The organism is Variovorax sp. CCNWLW186 (assembly GCF_037203865.1).
Classification (GTDB): Bacteria; Pseudomonadota; Gammaproteobacteria; order Burkholderiales; family Burkholderiaceae_C; genus Variovorax.
This window is the reverse complement of record NZ_JBBCBO010000024.1, coordinates 1-18,218: the sequence shown is the minus strand read 5'-3', so window position 1 is coordinate 18,218 and position 18,218 is coordinate 1. Positions and strand designations below refer to the sequence as shown.

The window sequence follows — 18,218 nt, the reverse complement described above, 5'->3', positions numbered from 1 at the left end:
CGATGCAGTTCCCAAGCATTTTGGCATCCATGCGCCACCGCCCGCGCCGCGCAGCACCCGCACTCGTTTTTTCCGCTGTTGTAGCAGCTGCCGCACTGCTTTCACAGCAGCACGCCGCCGCGCAGGCCAACAGCAACGACGACGTGCTCATCCAGATGAAGCAGGCCTTCCAGCGCGGAGACAAGGGCCGCCTTTCCGCCCTGCTGCCCCAGGCGCGCGGCCATGCGCTCGAACCCTGGGCCGCCTACTGGGAGCTCAAGGCACGCCTGCAGGAAGCTGCGCCGAACGAGGTGCAAGACTTCTTCGCCCGCTACCCGGGCACCTACCAGGAAGACCGCCTGCGCAACGACTGGCTGCTGCTGCTGGGCCAGCGCCGCGACTGGGACGGTTTTTCCGCCGCCATTGCCGGCTTCCGCATGGGCGACGACGCGCAGGTGCGCTGCTATGCGGTGCTGGTCGAGGCGCTGCGCTCCGGCACCGCCACCCAGGCCCAGGCCGACGAGGTACGCCGCAACTGGTTCACTCAGAAGGAGGCCGACGACGGCTGCCTTACCGCCGCCGACCGCATGGTCGCGGCCCGACTGATCGCGACCAACGACGTCTGGAAGAAGGCCCGCCTGGCCATGGAGGCCAACCGCCCGCAAGCCGCGCGCGGCGCCGTGACCATCGCCGCCCCCGATGCGCTGCCGCTGTTCGAAGAGCTCAACGCCAGCGCAGCCAAGTTCCTGGCCGGCCGCGCCTTCGTGGCCGCCAAGTCGCGCAAGGAGCTGGTGGTTCTGGCGCTCATCAAGATTGCCATGGCCGACCCGGAACAGGCCGCCACGCAGCTCGACAGCAAGTGGGGCCCGATGCTTTCCGCCGAAGAGCGCAACTGGCTCTGGGGCACCATCGGCCGCCAGGCGGCGGGCAAGCTTTCGCCCATGGCGGGCAGCTACTTCGCCAACGTCACCAAGAACAGCGACCTGTCCGACGACATGCTCGGCTGGCGCGTGCGCGCCGCGCTGCGCAACGGCCAGTGGAAAGAGGTGGCGCCCGCCATCAACGCCATGAGCGAAACCGCCCAGCTGGAGCCCACCTGGGTCTACTGGAAGGCGCGCGCCCTCAGCGCCGCGGGCGGCGACGAGCGCCGCGCCCAGGCACGCGAGCTTTACCAGAGCATTGCCGGCACGCGCGGCTTCTACGAAATGCTGGCGCTCGAAGAACTCGGCCAGCGTACCGTGACGCCGACTCGCCCGGCGCCCCTCACGCCCGAAGAGAAGAACGCCGCGCGCAGCAACCCTTCGCTCAGCCGCGCCCTCTACGCCATTGCCATCGGCCTGCGCCCCGAGGGCACGCGCGAATGGAACTACGCCACCAACCTGCACGACAAGGGCGGCATGGACGACCGCGCGCTGCTGGCCGCGGCCGACCTCGCTTGCCAGCGCGAAGTGTGGGACCGTTGCATCAACACCAGCGAGCGCACCAAGGGCGTGATCGACGCGGAGCAGCGCTTCCCCATGCCGTTCCACGACACGGTGCTGCGCAAGAGCCAGGACATCGGGCTCGACCCGGCCTACGTCTACGGGCTGATCCGCCAGGAAAGCCGCTTCATCATGGACGCGCGCTCGGGCGTGGGGGCCTCGGGCCTCATGCAGGTCATGCCCGCCACGGCCCGCTGGACCGCCCGCAAGATCGGCATGAACGACTTCACGCCGGGGCAGATCAACGACCGCGAGACCAACATCACCATCGGCACCAACTACCTGAAGCTGGCGCTCGACGATTTCGACGGCTCCATGGCGCTGGCCGCCGCGGCCTACAACGCCGGCCCCGGCCGGCCGCGCAACTGGCGCAACGGCCCGGTGATGGAAGCCGCGATCTGGGCCGAGAACGTGCCCTTCAACGAAACGCGCGACTACGTGAAGAAGGTGCTGGCCAACACCACCAACTACGCCGCGCTGATCACCGGGCGCCCGCAATCGCTGAAAGAACGTCTCGGCCGGGTGGGCCCGCGTGACGCCTCCGAGCCCGAGCCCAACAAGGACCTTCCCTGACATGAGCTGGGGCGACCAGGTACTCGACACCGTTGCGGCCGAGTTCTCGGACGTGGGCGACGTCGCCCAGCTCACGCGCATCGTGGTTCGCCTGATGCTCGCGGCCATCATCGGCTTCATGCTCGGCTTCGAGCGCGAGCAGCAGGGCAAGGCGGCCGGCGTGCGCACGCACATGCTGGTGGCCATCGGCTCGGCGCTGTTCGTGCTCATTCCGCAGCAGACCGGCATTGTTCCGGCCGACATGAGCCGGGTGATCCAGGGCCTGGTGGCGGGCGTGGGCTTTCTTTGCGCCGGCACCATCCTCAAGCAGGGCAAGGACGAGCACCAGGTGCAGGGCCTCACCACCGCCGCCGGGCTGTGGATGACCGCCGCCATCGGCATGGCCTGCGGGCTCGGCCGCGAAGTGACCGCGGTGTTGAGCGCGCTGCTGGCGCTGGCCGTGCTCTCGCTGGTGCCGCGCCTCGTGAACCTGATCGAGCGGCTGGTCGGTCCGCCGCGCGACGAAGGCAAGAACGGCGAGGCGTCCCGCGTGATCGCCTCTCCTGAAGACCCGCCACCGCGCTGAAGAAAGGCCCGGTGGGCGCGCTGCACGCATCAATTCGCCTGCGCTTCGGCATCAATCGGCGCGCACGGCCCCGCTAGCATTGAAGGTTTTCTTTCATCTGAACCGCAGGATCACAACGCGATGCGCAAGCTCTACATCGGCAACAAGAACTACTCGTCCTGGTCCATGCGGCCCTGGGTGCTCATGAAGCAGGCCGGCATTCCGTTCGAGGAAGTGAAGGTGCGCTTCGATTCGTTCGAGGCCAATTCGCAGTTCAAGAAAACCATCGGCTCGCTGAACCCTGTTGCCAAGGTGCCGGTGCTGGTCGACGGCGACCTGGTGGTGTGGGACACGCTCGCCATTGCCGAATACCTGGCCGAGACATTTCCCGAGAAGCAGCTGTGGCCCCGCGCCGCGGCCGACCGGGCCCGCGCGCGCAGCATCTGCGCCGAAATGCACTCGGGCTTCGGAAACCTTCGCAGCCTCTGCGTCATGAACATCGAGGCGTCGCTGGCCGACGTCGGCGCGCAGCTGCTGAAGGACAACCCCGGCCTGCAGGGCGAGGTCGACCGCATCGTGCAGATGTGGACCGACCTGCTCAGTGCCCATGGCGGCCCGATGCTGTTCGGCGAATTCAGCAATGCCGACGCCTACTTCGCACCCGTGGGCACGCGCATCAAGACCTACGGGCTGCCCATGCCGCCGGCCATCACGGCCTACATCGAGCGTGTGCAGGCCCTGCCCGGCGTCAAGGCGTGGATCGACGATGCCCTGGCCGAGAAAGACTTCCTGCAGTTCGAAGAGCCGTACCGCAAGGCGCGCTGAGCTCTTCGAGGCCGAGGCTCAGAAGCGATAGGTCACCGCGAGGTACGTCACAATCGGATTGAGCTTGAGCCTGGCTTCGCTGGTGGCGACCGGAAGGCCGGTGATCGACGTGGTGGTGAGCTTGGCCTTGGTTTTCAGCGGAATGTAGGACACCGAGAACGACACGCCCCAGTTCTTGTCGAACTGGTAGGCCACGCCGGCATTGAGCACGGGCGCGAACGAACTGTCGAGCTTGGCGGTGGTCGAGGTGGAAAGCGGCGGCTGGCGCACTTGGCTGCCCAGCGCGCCCTGCAGGCCCGGCGTGAGCTTGACGTCGCTGTACCAGACATAGGTGGCGCCCAGGCCCACGAACGGACGGAAGGTACTGCTGCCTTCGTTGAAGTAGTACTTGCCCAGAATCGTCGGGCTCCATTGCCGCGCTTCGCCGAGTTCGCCAATGCGGGCCAGCGTGCCTTCGCCGTCGAGCTTGAACTTTGGCGGAATGCCCAGCACCCCCTCCACGGCCCAATGGTTGTCGACGAAATAAACCGCGCTCAGGCCGAGCGTGTCGGCGTCGCTCACCGACGCGCCCGAACCGGGCACCACGCTGCGCACCGGCGCCGTGAAGGTGAGCGGCTTGCTCGAATCCTGCGGTGACATTCGAAGCCAGCCTGCGCCGATGACCCAGTCCCCGGCGTTCTGCGCCCACGCGCTTCCGGACGCCATTGCGCTCACTGCCGCCAGCGCAAACATTGTTTTCTTCATGGTGTGATTGCTCCTTTGGTTTTAATGTTCGTGGCACGCGGCAGCTGCTGAAACAGCGGCTACCTTTCGGGCAAATCGGCGAACGTTCCTTTGATTTGCCAGAAAATTATCGAACGGTCGTTCTATTTCTTGGCGTATGGATATCCCTACACTGGAGCGCATGAAAACGTATCTCGTCGGTGGCGCGCTGCGTGACCGGCTGCTCGGGCGGCCGGTGTCCGACCATGACTGGCTGGTGGTGGGCGCCACACCCGAAGAAATGACGTCGCGCGGCTACCTGCCCGTGGGGCGCGACTTTCCGGTGTTCCTGCACCCACAGACCCGGGAGGAGTACGCGCTGGCCCGCACCGAGCGCAAGAGCGCGCCCGGCTACCGCGGTTTCACCGTGCATGCGTCGCCAGACGTCACCCTGGAGCAAGACCTGGCGCGGCGCGACCTCACGGTCAACGCCATTGCAATGCCCGCGGAGTGGGTGCAGCCCGATGGAAGCTTCGAGCCCGATCCAGACAAGCTGGCCGACCCCTTCCACGGCCGGCGCGATCTGGAACAGCGAGTGCTGCGCCATGTCACCGACGCCTTCCGCGAAGACCCGGTGCGCATCCTGCGGGTGGCGCGCTTCGCCGCGCGCTTCGACGATTTTTCGGTCGCACCTGAAACCATGGCCCTGATGCGCGAAATGGTGGCAGCCGGCGAAACCGGTGCACTGGTGGCCGAGCGCGTCTGGCAAGAGCTGGCCCGCGGCCTGATGGAAACGCGCCCCTCGCGCATGTTCGATGTGCTGCGGGCTTGCGGCGCGCTGGCCGTGCTGCTGCCGGAAGTCGACAGGCTCTGGGGCGTGCCGCAGTCCGCGGAGCATCACCCCGAGGTAGACACCGGCGTGCACCTGATGATGGTCCTCGACACCAGCGCCAGGCGGCAGGCGCCGCTGGCGGTGCGCTTTGCCTGCCTGATGCATGATCTTGGCAAGGGCACGACCGAACCCGCTCTGTTGCCGCGCCATACCGGCCATGAGAAGCGCAGCGCCGAACTGCTGCACGCGGTGTGCGACCGCTGGCGCGTGCCGGTCGACGTTCGCGAACTGGCCGAGGTGGTGGCGCGCGAGCACGGCAACGTTCACGCCAGCGGCGAACTCGATGCACCCGAACTGGTGCGCCTGCTGGAGCGCTGCGATGCGTTCCGCAAGCCCGCGCGCTTTGCCGAGGTGCTGCTGGCGTGCGAGTGCGACTCGCGCGGCCGGCTCGGGTTCGAAGACCAGCCCTACCCCCAGCGCGAGCGGCTGCTGGCGGTGCTGCGCGCGGCGGCCGGCGTGGCGACCGATGCGGTCGCACGCACGGCTCAGCAGTCGGGCGCCACGGGCCCGCAGATCGGCGAGGCGATCCATCGCGCGCGCGTGGAAGCCGTGGCGGCCGTGACGGCGTTGCCGGGCTGAAGCGGCCCCGCCGCGGGTAACGTCCGACTTTGGCCGACACGGGAATTGCTATGCCCGTGTTATGGTTTTCGGCGATGCCAATGTCTTCCAAAGTGCCCTCACAACTGCCCCCTCCGTTGGGGCGAGATTCAGCCCTTTTTCTCGACTTCGACGGCACGCTGGTCGCACTTGCGCCCACTCCCGAGGCTGTCGAAGTTCCTCCCGCGCTGGTGGCACTGCTCGAGAACCTGCGCGATCAGCTCGGCGGTGCGCTGGCCGTGGTGTCGGGCCGCCAGATCGACGCCATCGACCGCTTTCTTGCGCCGCTGCGGCTGCCGGCAGCCGGCGAACACGGCGTGCAGCGGCGCGATTCGAAGGGCCGCATGCAGGAGCAGCACGCCCCCGACCTCGTACCCATTCTCGAGATTGCCAATGAACTGGCGCGCGTGCATGAAGGCCTCCTGGTCGAGCGCAAGCACGCGGCTATTGCACTGCACTACCGGCTCGCGCCGCAACTGGAGGCCGTGTGCCGCGACGCCATGTCGCGCGCCATTGCGGGCCGGCCCCAGCTCGAGCTCCTGCATGGCAAGTTCGTGTTCGAGGTCAAGCCGACGGGCATCAACAAGGGCATTGCGATCGAGGCCTTCATGAACGAGCCCCCGTTCGCCGGACGCACGCCGGTCTTTGCTGGCGACGACACCACCGACGAGAGCGGCTTCGCGGTGGTGCAGCCGCGCGGCGGCATCGGCATCAAGGTGGGCTCGGGACCGAGCCTGGCGCTGCACCGGCTCGAATCGCCGCGGGCGGTGTACGAATGGCTGGTGCAGTTGCGCGATCAACTGGCCGCGCCGGAACACAAGAAAGATGAAAACCCGAGGAGTGCTGGATGAGCGAACTGCAACTGCCCAAGGCACCTGAAGACCGTGCGGGCATTTCGCTTGCCGGCGCCGCCGGGCCCGACGACCGTGCGCCGGTGGATCCGCGCGCCGCGGCTTCGGCGGTACCGCGCGGCTTCGGGCCGCCGGCCGAGCCTTCGCTCAATGTGGGCGTGATTGGAAACTGCGCCTACAGCGCGCTCATCGACGCACGCGGACGCGCCGTATGGTGCTGCCTGCCGCGCTTCGACGGCGATCCGGTGTTCAATGCCCTGCTGCACCCCGGCGACGACGCCGGCGCCTGGGCCATCGAGATCGAGGATTTCGCATCCAGCAAGCAGTGGTACGAACCCAATACCGCGGTGCTGCGCACGCAGCTGTTCGACAGCGCGGGCCAAGGCATCGAGATCACCGACTTTGCGCCGCGCTTCTACAGCCGCTCGCGCTACTTCCGGCCGCTGATGCTGGTGCGCCGCGTGCGCCCGATTGCCGGCGCGCCGCGCATTCGCGTGGCGCTCGATCCGCGCTTTCAGTGGGGTGCCTCGGCGCCGGTGGAAGTCACCCGCGGCAGCAACCACATTCGCTACGTGGGGCCGGACCTCACGCTGCGGCTCAATACCGACGCATCGATTTCGCACATTCTTTCGCGCCAGCCCTTCGTGATCTCGCGCGAATACAACTTCATGTTCGGCGTCGACGAAACCCTGCTCGACGGCATTGCCGACACGGCACGCAGCTTCGAGCAGGAAACCATTGCCTACTGGCGCACCTGGAGCAAGCGGCTGGCCATTCCGTTCGAGTACCAGGACGCGGTGATCCGCGCGGCCATCACGCTCAAGCTATCGCTCTACGAAGACACCGGCGCCATCGTGGCGGCCATGACCACGAGCATTCCGGAGGCGCCGGGCAGCCAGCGCAACTGGGACTACCGCTACTGCTGGCTGCGCGATGCCTTCTTCGTGGTGCGGGCGCTCAATTCGCTGAGCGAAGTCGGCACCATGGAAGACTACCTGCGCTGGCTCGGCAACGTGGTGATCGGCTCGCACGGCGAGCACATCCAGCCGCTCTACGGCATCGGGCTGGAGCGCGAACTGCCCGAGTCGATGGTCGAGAACCTTGCGGGCTACCGCGGCATGGGCCCCGTGCGCGTGGGCAACCAGGCGCAGGAGCACTTCCAGCACGACGTCTACGGCAACATCGTGCTCGGCGCGGCGCAGGCCTTTCATGACCACCGGTTGCTCGCGCGCGCGGGCGTGGCCGAGTTTCCGCACCTTGAAGCGGTGGGCGAACAGGCGATTCGCGTCTACGGCACGCCCGACGCGGGCATGTGGGAGCTGCGCACCCGCGCCCGCGTGCACACCAGCTCGGCACTGATGAGCTGGGCCGCGTGCGACCGGCTGGCCAAGATCGCGCGTGCGCTGGAGCTGCCCGAGCGCGCCGCCTACTGGCACGGCCATGCCGCGCGCATGAAGGAAGAAATTTTGGCCAAGTCATGGTGCGAGGAGCGCCAGGCCTTTGCCGAGAGCTTCGGCGGCCACGAGCTGGACGCCAGCATTCTGCTGATGGTGGAGGTTGGGCTGATCGACGCGCGCGACCCGCGCTTCATCTCCACCGTCGACGCCATGGAAAAGTCGCTTTGCGACGGCCCCTACATGCGCCGCTACGAAGCGGCCGACGACTTCGGCAAGCCCGAGACCGCATTCAACATCTGCACCTTCTGGCGGATCGACGCGCTGGCCAAGATCGGCCGCAAGGCCGAGGCCCGCCAGATCTTCGAGACCATGCTGGCGGCGCGCAATCCGCTCGGCCTGCTCTCGGAAGACACGCACCCGGTCACGGGCGAGATGTGGGGCAACTTTCCCCAGACGTATTCGATGGTCGGCATCATCAACGCGGCTGTGCGGCTGTCGGCGCCCTGGGACTCGTGCATATGAGTCGGCTCGTTGTTGTTTCCAACCGCGTGGCGGATCCACGCAAGCCTGCGGCGGGCGGCCTGGCCGTTGCGCTCGGCGAAAGCCTGCAGCAAAGCGGGGGCCTGTGGTTCGGCTGGAGCGGGCAGATCGTGGAAGACGGCCCCACGGGCGAAGGCGAGCTGCACATGCAGCAGGCCGGCAAGGTCATGCTCGCCACCATCGACCTGAGCCGGGAAGACCACGACAGCTTCTACCTGGGCTACAGCAATGACGTGCTGTGGCCGGTGTTCCACAACCGGCTCGACCTGGCCCACTTCGAAGCTGGCTTCATCGGCGGCTACCGGCGCGTGAACCAGCTGTTCGCGCGCAAGCTGATGCCGATGCTCAAGCCAGACGACATCATCTGGATCCACGACTACCACCTGATCCCGCTCGCGGCCGAGTTGCGCGCCATGGGCTGCACGCAGCGCATCGGCTTCTTCCTGCACATTCCGCTGCCGCCGCAGATCATCATCGCGGCCGTTCCGCAGCACGAGTGGCTCATGCGCTCGCTGTTCTCCTACGATCTGATCGGCTTCCAGGCGCAGCAGGACGTGCAGCACTTCGAGCACTACGTGCGCAACGAGGCGCATGGCGAATACCTGGGCGACGACATGTACCGCGCCTACGGCCAGACGGTGCGCTGCAGCGCCTTCCCCATCGGCATCGACGTCGACGAGTTCGCGGCGCTCACGCATGCCAAGGAGTCGCGCGACATGTTCGAGACCATGAAGCGCGAGTACTCGCAGCGGCGGCTGCTCTTGGGCATCGACCGGCTCGACTACTCCAAGGGCATTCCGCAGCGGGTGCGCGCATTCCGCGAACTGCTTGCCAACTACCCCGAGAACCGCCGCAGCGCCACGCTGATCCAGATTGCCTCGCCCACGCGCGAAACGGTCGATGCCTACGGCGACATCCGGCGCGAGCTCGAGTCGCTGTGCGGCGCCATCAACGGCGACTACGGCGAACTCGACTGGATGCCGGTGCGCTACATCCACCGCATGGTGGCCCGCAAGCGCGTGCCGGGGCTGTGCCGTGCGGCCGCGGTGGGGCTGGTGACGCCGCTGCGCGACGGCATGAACCTGGTCGCCAAGGAATACATTGCCGCGCAGGACCCGGGCGACCCCGGCGTGCTGGTGCTCTCGCGCTTTGCCGGCGCGGCCGAGCAGCTGAAGGAAGCGCTGCTGGTGAACCCCTACGACACGCACGGCACCGCCGAAACCGTGCAGCAGGCGCTACAGATGCCGCTCGAGGAGCGGCGCGAGCGGCACCAGAAGCTGCTGTCGCGCATCCGCGAGCAAGACATTCACTGGTGGCGGCGCAGCTTTCTCGATGCGCTGCGCGAAGCGGCGAGCCAGCGGTAGAAAGCCGCGCGGCTAGGTTCCGGTCAGCAGCCGCACCAGCCGCATCACCGGCCGCGTTTCCGCTGGGTGCCTGGAAGCCGGCGCAACCGCCGCCTGCCGCGGCGCATGCACGCGCAGCCGCACCGGCGTGAGCGCCGAGAGTTCGATCCAGCCGCCCCGCTCCAGGCGATGCACGTCGCCTTCGTTCAGCACGGTCTTGGCGGTGAACACCGTGTCGCCGAACCATGACGGCGGCGACACCAGCTGCGCGCAGCCTTCCAGCATTTCGATCCAGGTGGCGGGCTCGAGCGAGGCACGCAAGGCCTGCCCGGGGTGCAGCACGAGGGTATCGGGCAATCTATCGAGCGTGAGGGGAGACATGGGCGCACCTTCTGGAGTTGGTGCGGTCATCGTAGGAATTCGGGCGCCCGGAAAACAGGCACACGCCAAGGCGATTCGCACCGGAACAGCGCCTGCCATCAGGCATCTGTTATGGTCGTTTTTCTGCGCATCTGCATCTGTTTTCGGACGCGCGACAGGAAGAGCATCGACGCCATGGATTCGCTACCGCTCTACCGCCAGCTTGCAGCACGCTATGTGGACGCGATCCACACGGGTTCTCTCAAGCAGGGCGACAAGCTGCCTTCGCTGCGCAGCCTCATGCGCCTGCACGACATCAGCCTGTCGACCGCGCTGCAGCTGTGCCGCACCATGGAGAGCGACGGCTGGGTCGAGGCGCGCGACCGCTCGGGCTATTTCGTGCGGCGGCCCAAGCGGCTGGCCATTGCCCCCATGGAAGAGCCCGCGGCCGGCGTGCCGCCCGATCCGGCCCAGTACGTGGGCATTCACGCCAAGGTGTCTGACTTCGTGGCCCGCCGCCGGCAGATTCCGGAAAAGCTCAATCTCTCGATTGCGCGCGGCGCACCGCAGCTGTACCCAGCCGAGGCCTTGCGCAATGCAATGACGCGCGTGCTGCGCCAGCAACCCGAGCTGCTGACGGTGGCGGCGCAACTGAAGGGCCATCGCCAGTTCCGCGAAGTGCTCGCGCAGCGCAGCGTGCGCGTGGGCATGACGATCTCGCCGGAAGACATCCTGGTGACCAACGGCTGCATCGAGGCGCTGAACCTCGCGTTGCGCGCCGTGGCGCAGCCGGGGGACACGGTGGCGGTGGAGTCACCCACCTTCTACGGTTTGCTGCAGGTGCTCGAGAGCCTGGGCATGCGCGCGCTGGAAATCCCGACCAGCCCGCAAACCGGCATCTCGATCGAGGCGCTGGAACTTGCGATCGGCGCCTACGACAACATCAAGGCCGTGGTGGTGGTGCCGCACCTGCAGAACCCGCTGGGCAGCGTGATGCCCGATGCCCACAAGGCACGGCTCGCACAACTGTGCGAGCGGCACGCCATTCCGCTGATCGAAGACGACACCTACAGCGAGCTCGTCGACGCGCCATTGCCGCCGCGCGCGCTCAAGTCCTGGGACACCAGCGGCAACGTGATCTATTGCGCCTCGCTGCACAAGATCCTGGCGCCCGGCCTGCGGCTGGGCTGGATCACCGCGGGCCGCTGGCAGGCCCGGGTAGAGATGCTCAAGTTCGCGCAAACGCGCAACAACGAGGGGCTTTCGCAAAGCGCGGCGGGCCTGTTCATGGGCACCGGCGCCTACGACCGCCATTTGCGCCACCTGCGCGCCTGCCTGAAGACGCAGCGCGAGCAGACCGCCGATGCGATTGCCGGCTACTTTCCGGCGGGCACCCGCATCAACCTGCCGCCGGGCGGGCTGCAGCTATGGGTCGAGTTGCCCGAGCGGCTTTCTTCGTCGCGGGTCTTCGATGCGGCACTGGCCGAGCGCATCGTGGTGGCGCCCGGCACGCTGTTCTCGAACTCGTCGCGCTTCGACCATTACCTGCGCATCAACTGCGGCTGGCCGTATGGCGAGGCGGTCGACTCGGGCCTGCGCCGCCTGGGCCAGATCGTCGAGACGCTGATGAGCCGCAGTGCGCCGGCGTCAGAAGGTGTGAAGGAACCGTCGCGAGCGCCCCGAGCTTGCGTCGAGGACCGGAACCGTACTCGCGTACGGTGAGGACCGCAGGTGCGAGATCGGGGTGCGCAGCAGGTTCATTCGCACCTTCTCAGTCGAGCAGCGCCAGGGCGGCGTAGTCGCCGACCTTTTCACCGAGCCCTGCGGGCACCAGCGTCACGCCGCGCGTGAGCGGAAGCAGCTTGCCGTCGACCTGCGCCTGCAGCCGCGGCAGCAAAAAGTCGCGGTGGTGCCAGAACACGCTGCCGCCCAGGCTGATGCGCTGGAGATCGAGCGTCGCCACCAGGTTGTAGAGCATGCGTCCGGTGACGCGGCACAGCGCATCGACGATGCTTATGGCATGCGGCTCACCCGCCGAAGCGGCGGCAAACAGGTCGGGCGCGGGCTGGCCGAAACGGCGCGCAATGGAGTTGCCCGCCACCAGCGCCTCCACGTCGCCGAGATTGCCGCAGCCGCAGAGCGCGCCGCTGGCATCGTCCGCCACAAAGCTGTGGCCCGCGTGGCCGGCATTGCCGTTCTTGCCGCGCAGCGCGCGGCCATCGACGCACAGGCCCACGCCGACACCGGTGCTCCAGGTAACGTACGCGCAGTTGTCCATCCCCTGCAACGCACCCCACTGGCGTTCGGCCTCCAGCGCGGCCACGGCGTCGTTCTCGACCCGCACGCTGCCGAAACGCCGCGCCAGCGGTGCTTCGATGATGGCCGTCATCCAGTCGTTGGGCAGGCCGCGCGCCGGGCCGGCAATGCCGCCGCAGATATTGGGCGTGGCCAGCTCCACCATGCCGTCCCGCAGCTCGAAGGGGCCGGTCGACGAGACGCCCACGCGGTCGATCGTGGCGATATCGATCCCCTGCTCGGTGCAGGCCTCCTCGATCATCCGCATGATCTGCACGGCCACGGCGTCGTTGTTGCCGGTCTTGGCCGTCGGTTCGCTGCGGCGGCCGACCAGCGGCGCATCGCTCGATGCGGAAAGGCTCACGGCCACCTTGGTGCCGCCGATGTCAACACAGGCTCTCATCGCGTGGTTCTTCTCTTTCTTTTCGGTTTCTGGTTCATCGAAGGCGCTAGATGAAGCGCGCCACCAGCGCCGCGATCATGCTGAGCACCAGGGTGCTGGAGATGGGCAATTGCCACTCGCGGCCGAAAGCGCGGAACTCGAAGTCGCCAGGCAATCGCCCGAAGCCGAACCGGCGCAGCCAGGCCGTGAGGCCGCTCATGAGCACCAGGGCAAGGACGACGACGATCAGCCAGCGGAACATGGGAACAGTCTAGGCCGCAAGAACGGCCATGGCTTGTCGGTGAAGTTCGGGCGTTGCGGCCGCAATAACCCTGCCGTCGGACTCCAGCCCCAGCGGCCGCCCCTGCCAGTCGGTGATGACGCCGCCCGCCGCCTCGATCACGCCCGCCGGCCCCAGGTAGTCGTACGGCTGCAGCCCGGTTTCCACCACCAGGTCGATGGTGCCGCCCGCAAGCTGGGCATAGCCATAGCAGTCGCCGCCGAAGCGGCGCATCGCGCATTGGCGGCTGAGCCGATCGAAAGCCTGCCAGTCGGCCGGCGCAAAAATGTCGGGCGAGGTGGTGACGATGCGGGCCTTCGCTACATCTGTACAGCTGCTGGCGCGCACCGGCTGGCCGTCGCGCGTGGCGCCCTTGCCGGCCTGGCCGACCCAGCGCTCCTTGAGCACCGGCATGTCGATCATGCCGAGCACCACGCGGGCGCCTTGCAGCACGCCGATCAGCGTGCCCCAGAGCGGAGAGCCGGTAATGAAGCTGCGCGTGCCGTCGATCGGGTCGAGCACCCAGACGCGTTCGGCGTCGAGCCGCTCCAGGCCGTGCTCTTCGCCGAAGATGCCGTCCGCCTGCGCACGGGCGGCCAGAATTTCGCGCATGGCCGTTTCGGCGGCGCGGTCTGCGAGCGTGACGGGGCTTTCGTCCGCCTTCGTGATGATGTCCAGCGGCGTGCGGAAATAGTGCATCGATTGCGCGGCGGCCGCATCGGCCAGCGCATTGGCAATCGACAGGAGATCGGGGGTCGGGGAGCTCATGAAAGAAGTGAAGCGGGCCAAAACTGCGATTAGACCCGAGCCGGGCCCGGTTTGACATGCCAGGTGCCGGCGCTCTAGCATGGGCCGAACTACCCGTCCCACTCGATCCCTGATCACCACTGAATGGCTTCATTTCGATTTTTGCGCATGGCGCTGCTGGCGCTTTTGCTCGGCTCCATGGCCGTACTGGCCCAGGCCGCCCCTTCCGCGTCGGAGCAGAAGCTCATCGACACGCTGATCCAACGCGTTTCGCAGATGAAAACGATGACCTTCATGCGCAATGGCAAGGCGCACGACGCCGACGATGCCGCCAAGCACATGCGGGCCAAGTTCGACCACTTCAAAGACGAGATCGTCACGGCCGAAGACTTCATCGACCGCTGCGCTTCCCGCTCGGAAATGACCGGCAAGGCCTACCAGGTCAAGATGCCGAATGGCTCGATGAAGGACGCCAAGGAGTTCCTGAACGCCGAGCTGCGCACGCTGCGCAAGGGCAGCGCGAAGCCCGGCGCCGGCTGAATCGTCCGATCAGCGCTGCTGGCCCCAGCGCCGCACCGTCAGGCGCTCCAGCGTCTTGAAGCCCAGGCTTTCCACCAACAGGCCGATCAGCACCACCATCGCCAGGCCCGCGAACACGCGGTCGGTGTAGAGCTCGTTGCGGTTCTGGAAGATGTACCAGCCAAGGCCGCCCTTGCCCGACGAGGCGCCGAACACCAGCTCGGCCGCGATCAGCGTGCGCCAGGCAAAGGCCCAGCCGATCTTCAGCCCCGACAGGATCGACGGCAACGCGGCCGGCACCAGTATCTGCAGCACGTAGCGCAAGCCCTTGAGCCCGTAGTTGCGCCCCGCCATCCGCAGTGTTTCAGGCACGCCCTGGAAGCCCGCATAGGTGTTGAGCGCCAGCGGCCACAACACCGAATGGATCAGCACGAACACCAGGCTGCCGCGCCCGAGCCCAAACCACAGCAAAGCGAGCGGCAGCAGCGCAATGGCGGGCAGCGGATTGAACATCGAAGTCAGCGTGTCCAGCAGGTCGCGCCCGATCTGCGTCGACACCGCGAGCGTGGTGAGCGCAAAAGCCAGCAGCACGCCGGCCAGGTAGCCCTGCAGCAGCACCGCCAGCGAGATGCGCACCTTCTCGATGAGTTCGCCGCTCGCCAGCCCCTCGGCCAACGCGAGGGCCGTGGCGCTGAAGGTAGGCAGCAGCAGGTCGTTGTCCTGCCATCGGGCCGCAAGCTCCCAGAGCACCGCGATGACGATCAGGATCAGGCCCTTGCGAACGCCGGCCTGGGCCCAGATGCGCGTCGGCAGTGGCAGGGTCCGCTCGACCGGCACCTCGGTGAAGGGCTCGAGCGTGCGCTCGTACTCGGGGCGGATGGGCGGAACGAGTGCGCTCATGCTGCGGCCTCTTCGTGCTCTTGCCCTTGCTCCTGCTCTTCTTCGAACAGCATGTCGTGAATGCGCTGCGCCGTGCCCTGAAACTCGGCGCCGCCCAGGCTGGCCAGCGAGAAGCCGTGGCTGTTCAATTCGGCACGCATGCGGCCCGGGTGCGGCGACAGCAGCGCCACGCGGTTGCCCACCACCAGCGCCTCCTCGATGGAATGCGTGACGAAGAGCAGCGTGAAGCGCACCTCGTCCCACAGCTCGAGCAACTCCTGCTGCATCTTGCGGCGCGTGAGTGCATCCAGCGCGGCAAAAGGCTCGTCCATCAACAGCACGCGCGGCTGCATCGCCAGCGCACGCGCAATGGCCACACGCTGCTTCATGCCTCCCGACAGCTGGTGCGGATGCACGTCGGCGAACTTGGCGAGGCCCACCTTGTCGAGGTAATGCAGCGCGCGTTCGGCCGCTTCCTTCTTGCCGAGGGTGCGCGAGGCGAGCAGCGGGAACATCACGTTCTGCTGCACGGTCTTCCAGGGCGGCAGCTGGTCGAACTCCTGGAACACGACGATACGGTCGGGGCCCGGCTGTGCCACGCGACGGCCGTCGAGGCGGATCTCGCCTTCGACGGGCTGGATGAATCCGCCGACGGCCTTCAGCAGCGTGGACTTGCCGCAGCCCGACGGGCCGAGCAGCACGAAACGGTCGGCGGCGTGCACGTCGAAGCTCACGCGGTGGGTGGCGCGCGCCACGCGCTCGGGCGTACGGTATTCGAGGCTGACGCCGTCGACCTGAAGGAGCGGCGCGATGTCTTGCCTCTCGTCTTCCTCCCTCCCCTCCCGGGGGAGGGCTGGGGTGGGGGCAAGCAGCGTTGGCGTCGCCATCGCTCTGCCCGCCCCCATCCCCGCCTTCCCCCAAAGGGGAAAGGAGTCAAAGCCGGATCGCGCCTTCGCCGTGCTCATTCAATTCCCCGAAGCGTTCTGCGCATCGTCGAAGAAATAGTCCTTCACCGAAGCCGGCTTGTTCTTGATCGCGCCCACGCGGTGCATGAACTCCGCCAGCGCATAGGTGTTCTGCGGCGTGGTCTTGAACTGCACCTCGGGGTTCTTGATGATCTTCAGCAGCAGCTCGCGGTCGATCTTCGCGTTGCCCACCTTCAGGTAGATGTCCGCCGCTTTCTCCGGATTGGCCGTGACGAACTTCGCCGCCTCGTCGAGCGCGTCGACAAACGCCTTGTAGGTCTTCGGGTTCTCGCTACGGAATTTTTCGGTGGCATAAAGCACCGTGGCCGAGGCCGGCCCGCCAAGCACCTGGTACGAGTTGAGGACGATGTGCGCATTCGGATTGCCCGCGAGCTCCTGGTCCTGGAACGGCGGGTTGCCGAAATGCGCCGTGATCTCGGTGCCGCCCTTGATGATGGCCGCCGCAGCATCGGGATGCGGCACCGCCACGCTGATCTTGTCGAGCCGGTTGAACTCCTTGTCGCCCCAGAGCTTGGCCGATGCGAACTGCAGCACCCGCGACTGCACCGAGACTCCCACCGCCGGCAGGGCGATGCGGTCCTTGTCGGTGAAGTCTGCAATGGTCTTCACGTTCGGGTTGTTGCTCACCAGGTAGTAGGGAAAGTTGCCCAGCGATGCCACGCCCTTCACGTTCTGCTTGCCCTTGGTGCGGTCCCACAGCGTGAGCAGCGGGCCCACGCCGGCACTCGCGATCTCGATGTTGCCCGAGAGCAGCGCGTCATTCACCGCCGAGCCGCCCGAAAGCTTGATCCACTCCACCTTGGCATCGACACCGGCCGCCTTGGCGTGCTTCTCGATGAGCTTTTGTTCCTGCGCGACATTGAGCAGCAGGTAGACGATGCCGAATTGCTCGGCGATGCGGATCTGCCCTTCGGCATGGGCAGCAAGACTGCCCGCGAGGAGACCGAAGCCGGTGACGAGCGCGGCGGCCTTGCGTGTGAATCGGTTCATTGAAATGAGTCCAGGAGAAAATCAGAAAGGCGTGTCGCCGACGATGGTGGTGCGGTTGAGGCGCCGTCGCAGATGGTCGGGCGTGCCCGCCGCAAGGTGCATCAGCGAGCGGTTGTCCCAGAACACCAGATCGTGCGGCGCCCATTGGTGGCGATACACGAACTCGGGCTTCACGCTGTGCGCGAACAGCTCGGCCAGCAGTGCGTCGCTTTCTTCCTGCGGGAGGCCGACGATGCGTGTCGTGAAATGCTCGCTGACGAACAGCGCCTTGCGGCCCGTTTCCGGGTGCGTGCGCACCACCGGCTGCACCGCGGGGGCGACCTGGTCGATCTGCGCCTGCGAGAGCTTGGGGCGCCACGGGTTCTTGGCGCGCAACTCTTCGTACTTGGCGAGATAGCTGTGCTCGGCCTTGAGCGGCAGGATGCGCTGCTGCAGCTCGGGGTCGAGCGCTTCCCAAGCGAGATGCTGATCGGCAAAGAGCGTGTCGCCACCTTCGCTCGGCAGCTCTTGCGCATGCAGCAGGGAGCCTAGGCTCGGCTGGGGCTTGTACGAGATGTCCGAGTGCCAGTAGACGCCCGCATCGCCCAGGCCGATGGGTTCGCCGTTTTCCTTGATGTTGGAAACGATCAGGATCTCGGGGTGATTCTTCAGGTGGAACTGGTGCAGCACGTGGATTTCGAGTGGGCCGAAGCGACGGCTGAAATCGATGTGCTCTTGGGGGGTGATTTGTTGGTTGCGGAAGACCAGGACGTGATGGTCGAGGTGCGCTTGGTGGATGCGCTTGAAATCTTCAGCGCTGATGGGCTTGGAGATGTCGAGCCCGATGATTTCGGCGCCTACGGGGGCGTTGAAGGGGCGGACTTCGAAGTGCTGCCGGGCTGGGTCGGGCTGGGTCATCCCGCCAATGTAGGTTTGAGGGGGTGCTTTCTCAAACGAACTCTTTGTTGGTAGCTTATGTAGCTGGCTTGGTTTGCTTCCCGAGGCCGGGTCTCGCCCCGGCGGGCGACTCACTTTCTTTGCTTCGCTGTATGGACCGGGGACCTGGGTAACAGGTGT

At 66.7% G+C, this 18,218-nt stretch carries 18 protein-coding genes; 9 read left to right on the top strand and 9 right to left on the bottom strand.

The genetic code is table 11. The features are described from left to right. Positions 1-29 precede the first annotated feature (29 nt). From V9K97_RS22720 to V9K97_RS22710, 3 genes are all read left to right on the top strand, one after another. On the top strand, positions 30-2,033 hold the full coding sequence (locus tag V9K97_RS22720) for a lytic transglycosylase domain-containing protein (protein WP_337320878.1): 2,004 nt from the start codon (positions 30-32) through the stop codon (positions 2,031-2,033). A 1-nt stretch (position 2,034) separates the two neighbouring features. Beyond that, positions 2,035-2,598, top strand: a complete 564-nt coding sequence (locus V9K97_RS22715) for an MgtC/SapB family protein (protein ID WP_337320877.1) — start codon at positions 2,035-2,037, stop codon at positions 2,596-2,598. A 120-nt stretch (positions 2,599-2,718) separates the two neighbouring features. Beyond that, positions 2,719-3,402: a glutathione S-transferase family protein gene (locus V9K97_RS22710; RefSeq protein WP_337320875.1), complete on the top strand. Its 684-nt coding sequence runs from the start codon at positions 2,719-2,721 to the stop codon at positions 3,400-3,402. A gap of 18 nt (positions 3,403-3,420) precedes the next feature. Here V9K97_RS22710 and V9K97_RS22705 read toward each other — a convergent pair whose 3' ends face one another. Continuing rightward, a complete protein-coding gene (locus tag V9K97_RS22705; protein WP_337320873.1) occupies positions 3,421-4,146 on the bottom strand; it encodes an OmpW/AlkL family protein in 726 nt (241 codons plus the stop codon). Between the two features lie 160 nt (positions 4,147-4,306). On the opposite strand from V9K97_RS22705, the gene V9K97_RS22700 reads away from it, so the two are divergent. The 4 genes from V9K97_RS22700 to otsA all read left to right on the top strand — a co-directional run bounded on the left by V9K97_RS22700 (position 4,307) and on the right by otsA (position 9,745). Next, a complete protein-coding gene (locus V9K97_RS22700) occupies positions 4,307-5,575 on the top strand; it encodes a multifunctional CCA addition/repair protein (protein ID WP_337320871.1) in 1,269 nt (422 codons plus the stop codon). Between the two features lie 74 nt (positions 5,576-5,649). Beyond that, the gene (gene otsB / locus V9K97_RS22695) at positions 5,650-6,444 is read left to right on the top strand and encodes a trehalose-phosphatase (protein ID WP_443098617.1); all 795 of its coding nucleotides are present in this window, start codon (positions 5,650-5,652) and stop codon (positions 6,442-6,444) included. Beyond that, positions 6,441-8,363 (top strand): glycoside hydrolase family 15 protein, encoded by a 1,923-nt coding sequence (locus V9K97_RS22690; protein WP_337298218.1) that lies wholly within the window; start codon positions 6,441-6,443, stop codon positions 8,361-8,363. Before otsB ends, V9K97_RS22690 begins: the two co-directional genes overlap by 4 nt. Further along, positions 8,360-9,745 carry an alpha,alpha-trehalose-phosphate synthase (UDP-forming) gene (gene otsA / locus V9K97_RS22685; protein WP_337320869.1) on the top strand — a complete coding sequence of 462 codons (1,386 nt, stop codon included), beginning with the start codon at positions 8,360-8,362 and terminating at the stop codon, positions 9,743-9,745. The genes V9K97_RS22690 and otsA overlap by 4 nt, the downstream gene beginning before the upstream one ends. A gap of 12 nt (positions 9,746-9,757) precedes the next feature. On the opposite strand, the gene V9K97_RS22680 is transcribed toward otsA, so the two are convergent. After that, entirely contained in the window at positions 9,758-10,105 is a 348-nt protein-coding gene (locus tag V9K97_RS22680; RefSeq protein ID WP_337320867.1) for a hypothetical protein, read from the bottom strand. Positions 10,106-10,279: 174 nt separating this feature from the next. Between V9K97_RS22680 and V9K97_RS22675 the strand changes: the two genes are divergently transcribed. Beyond that, on the top strand, positions 10,280-11,806 hold the full coding sequence (locus tag V9K97_RS22675; RefSeq protein WP_337320866.1) for an aminotransferase-like domain-containing protein: 1,527 nt from the start codon (positions 10,280-10,282) through the stop codon (positions 11,804-11,806). Between the two features lie 49 nt (positions 11,807-11,855). Here the strand turns inward: V9K97_RS22675 and V9K97_RS22670 are convergent, their stop codons facing one another. Genes V9K97_RS22670 through hisN form a run of 3 tightly spaced genes read right to left on the bottom strand, consistent with a single transcriptional unit; the run spans position 11,856 to position 13,809 of the window. Continuing rightward, the gene (locus V9K97_RS22670; RefSeq protein WP_337320864.1) at positions 11,856-12,782 is read right to left on the bottom strand and encodes an ROK family protein; all 927 of its coding nucleotides are present in this window, start codon (positions 12,780-12,782) and stop codon (positions 11,856-11,858) included. A gap of 46 nt (positions 12,783-12,828) precedes the next feature. Beyond that, complete coding sequence (locus V9K97_RS22665; RefSeq protein ID WP_126747984.1) at positions 12,829-13,023, bottom strand: DUF2905 domain-containing protein; 195 nt, start codon at positions 13,021-13,023, stop codon at positions 12,829-12,831. A 9-nt stretch (positions 13,024-13,032) separates the two neighbouring features. Further along, complete coding sequence (gene hisN, locus V9K97_RS22660; protein WP_337320862.1) at positions 13,033-13,809, bottom strand: histidinol-phosphatase; 777 nt, start codon at positions 13,807-13,809, stop codon at positions 13,033-13,035. Between the two features lie 123 nt (positions 13,810-13,932). Between hisN and V9K97_RS22655 the strand changes: the two genes are divergently transcribed. Continuing rightward, positions 13,933-14,328, top strand: coding sequence for a DUF5329 family protein (locus V9K97_RS22655; protein WP_337298213.1), 396 nt, complete (start codon positions 13,933-13,935; stop codon positions 14,326-14,328). Positions 14,329-14,337: 9 nt separating this feature from the next. On the opposite strand, the gene V9K97_RS22650 is transcribed toward V9K97_RS22655, so the two are convergent. From V9K97_RS22650 to V9K97_RS22635, 4 genes are read right to left on the bottom strand one after another with little or no spacing between them, the layout of a single operon-like run. Next, positions 14,338-15,207: an ABC transporter permease gene (locus V9K97_RS22650; RefSeq protein ID WP_337320860.1), complete on the bottom strand. Its 870-nt coding sequence runs from the start codon at positions 15,205-15,207 to the stop codon at positions 14,338-14,340. Continuing rightward, on the bottom strand, positions 15,204-16,091 hold the full coding sequence (locus tag V9K97_RS22645) for an ABC transporter ATP-binding protein (protein ID WP_337320858.1): 888 nt from the start codon (positions 16,089-16,091) through the stop codon (positions 15,204-15,206). The genes V9K97_RS22650 and V9K97_RS22645 overlap by 4 nt, the downstream gene beginning before the upstream one ends. Before the next feature lie 60 nt (positions 16,092-16,151). Next, positions 16,152-17,162 carry an ABC transporter substrate-binding protein gene (locus tag V9K97_RS22640; RefSeq protein WP_258504088.1) on the bottom strand — a complete coding sequence of 337 codons (1,011 nt, stop codon included), beginning with the start codon at positions 17,160-17,162 and terminating at the stop codon, positions 16,152-16,154. Between the two features lie 21 nt (positions 17,163-17,183). Next, complete coding sequence (locus tag V9K97_RS22635) at positions 17,184-18,059, bottom strand: TauD/TfdA dioxygenase family protein (protein ID WP_337320856.1); 876 nt, start codon at positions 18,057-18,059, stop codon at positions 17,184-17,186. Between the last annotated feature and the right edge of the window lie 159 nt (positions 18,060-18,218).

Bases quoted from the DNA above. Each gene is read 5' to 3' on its own strand.
- otsB (WP_443098617.1), top strand. From the start codon at position 5,650: ATGCCAATGTCTTCCAAAGTGCCCTCACAACTGCCCCCTCCGTTGGGG.
- V9K97_RS22640 (WP_258504088.1), bottom strand. From the start codon at position 17,162: ATGAACCGATTCACACGCAAGGCCGCCGCGCTCGTCACCGGCTTCGGT.
- V9K97_RS22700 (WP_337320871.1), top strand. From the start codon at position 4,307: ATGAAAACGTATCTCGTCGGTGGCGCGCTGCGTGACCGGCTGCTCGGG.
- V9K97_RS22655 (WP_337298213.1), top strand. From the start codon at position 13,933: ATGGCTTCATTTCGATTTTTGCGCATGGCGCTGCTGGCGCTTTTGCTC.
- V9K97_RS22690 (WP_337298218.1), top strand. From the start codon at position 6,441: ATGAGCGAACTGCAACTGCCCAAGGCACCTGAAGACCGTGCGGGCATT.
- V9K97_RS22705 (WP_337320873.1), bottom strand. From the start codon at position 4,146: ATGAAGAAAACAATGTTTGCGCTGGCGGCAGTGAGCGCAATGGCGTCC.
- V9K97_RS22680 (WP_337320867.1), bottom strand. From the start codon at position 10,105: ATGTCTCCCCTCACGCTCGATAGATTGCCCGATACCCTCGTGCTGCAC.
- otsA (WP_337320869.1), top strand. From the start codon at position 8,360: ATGAGTCGGCTCGTTGTTGTTTCCAACCGCGTGGCGGATCCACGCAAG.
- hisN (WP_337320862.1), bottom strand. From the start codon at position 13,809: ATGAGCTCCCCGACCCCCGATCTCCTGTCGATTGCCAATGCGCTGGCC.
- V9K97_RS22710 (WP_337320875.1), top strand. From the start codon at position 2,719: ATGCGCAAGCTCTACATCGGCAACAAGAACTACTCGTCCTGGTCCATG.
- V9K97_RS22675 (WP_337320866.1), top strand. From the start codon at position 10,280: ATGGATTCGCTACCGCTCTACCGCCAGCTTGCAGCACGCTATGTGGAC.
- V9K97_RS22715 (WP_337320877.1), top strand. From the start codon at position 2,035: ATGAGCTGGGGCGACCAGGTACTCGACACCGTTGCGGCCGAGTTCTCG.
- V9K97_RS22645 (WP_337320858.1), bottom strand. From the start codon at position 16,091: ATGGGGGCGGGCAGAGCGATGGCGACGCCAACGCTGCTTGCCCCCACC.
- V9K97_RS22635 (WP_337320856.1), bottom strand. From the start codon at position 18,059: ATGACCCAGCCCGACCCAGCCCGGCAGCACTTCGAAGTCCGCCCCTTC.
- V9K97_RS22665 (WP_126747984.1), bottom strand. From the start codon at position 13,023: ATGTTCCGCTGGCTGATCGTCGTCGTCCTTGCCCTGGTGCTCATGAGC.
- V9K97_RS22720 (WP_337320878.1), top strand. From the start codon at position 30: ATGCGCCACCGCCCGCGCCGCGCAGCACCCGCACTCGTTTTTTCCGCT.
- V9K97_RS22650 (WP_337320860.1), bottom strand. From the start codon at position 15,207: ATGAGCGCACTCGTTCCGCCCATCCGCCCCGAGTACGAGCGCACGCTC.
- V9K97_RS22670 (WP_337320864.1), bottom strand. From the start codon at position 12,782: ATGAGAGCCTGTGTTGACATCGGCGGCACCAAGGTGGCCGTGAGCCTT.